Genomic DNA, 1,139 nt, shown 5'->3' on the forward strand with positions numbered 1-1,139 from the left:
TGGGTTGGGGGTGGTGGGGATGGGGTCGTACTCGTCGATTGAGTTTCCGTCGTGGGCGCGGGGGTTGTCGCTGGTGGTGACTGGTGAGCAGCCGGGGTCGACGCGTGAGGGTGTGTTGCGGTCGTTGGCGGATGTGGTGGAGCGGGTTGGTGGGGAGGTTGTGGAGTCGGAGGTGGTGTTGTCGGGTGCGGTGCGTCGGGTGAAGGGCGGGATGCGGGGGCGGGCGGGGGATGCGTTTGTTGATCGGATGGGGGGCCTCCTGGGTCCGGGTGGGTTGTTGGCGGATGGGTCGGCGTATTTGGGGGGTGCGGCGGGGAATTTGCGGGCGGCGTCGACGCAGGTGCAGTACACGAAGTTGATGACGTTGGCTGGTCTGTTGGAGTTGTGGCTCGAGTTGCAGATGGCGGCGTTGTATTCGGTTTTCAATCCGGTGGGTGCGGCGGCGTGGTTGGCGGCGCGGGTGGCGGCGGCGCGGGTGTTGTTGTGGTTGTTGCGGTCGCGTTTGGGTTTGGTGTTGAACGCGTTGTTGTCGGGTGTGTTGATGGAGGTGGCGTCGGATTTTTTGGTGCAGGCGGTGCAGCGGAACAAGGGGTGGCGGCATGGGTTTGACGGGTCGTTGTTGGGTTCGTCTGCGATGGCGGGTGTGTTTGGTGGGGCGTTCGGTCTGGTGTTGGGTGCTGGGGCGGGGGCGTTGGCGGGGGTGGTACGGGGATCGGTGGGGCATGTTGGGGCGGAGGTGGGTTCGGAGGTTGTCGGTGAGGTAGGGGTGGAGGTGTTGACCGAGGGTACGGTGACCGCGGTCGAGACGGGGCAGTTCGATGTGACGGGGTTCGCGGCGACGGCGGGTGTCGCGGCGGCGGGTGCGTCGTTGTTGGGCGGGGTGATCGATTCTCGGGTGCGGTCCCTGTTGAACCGACCCGACGGCGCCGTCGAGCAGGACGACAAGGACGACACCGTCACCGTGTCGACCCTGGACCCGGACGAGGCGCGACCGACACCGGTCGCTCTGCCTTACCCCGGCATCACCGACCCGGACGTCAACTCGGGCTCCACCGACCACACGACGTCCACCACCGACACGCACCCGACCACCAGCCACGACACACACAACGCCAGCGACACCGCCGCCGACAACACGC

The 1,139-nt window shown here is 66.8% G+C and carries 1 protein-coding gene; it reads left to right on the forward strand.

Annotated elements, in window-relative coordinates; translation table 11 throughout:
* Window positions 1-19: 19 nt before the first annotated feature.
* On the forward strand, window positions 20-1,139 hold a 1,120-nt coding region (locus ACIRG9_RS31590; protein ID WP_402864220.1), incomplete at its 3' end, for a hypothetical protein.

This window comes from Micromonospora sp. NPDC093277 (assembly GCF_044765245.1).
GTDB lineage: Bacteria > Actinomycetota > Actinomycetes > Mycobacteriales > Micromonosporaceae > Micromonospora.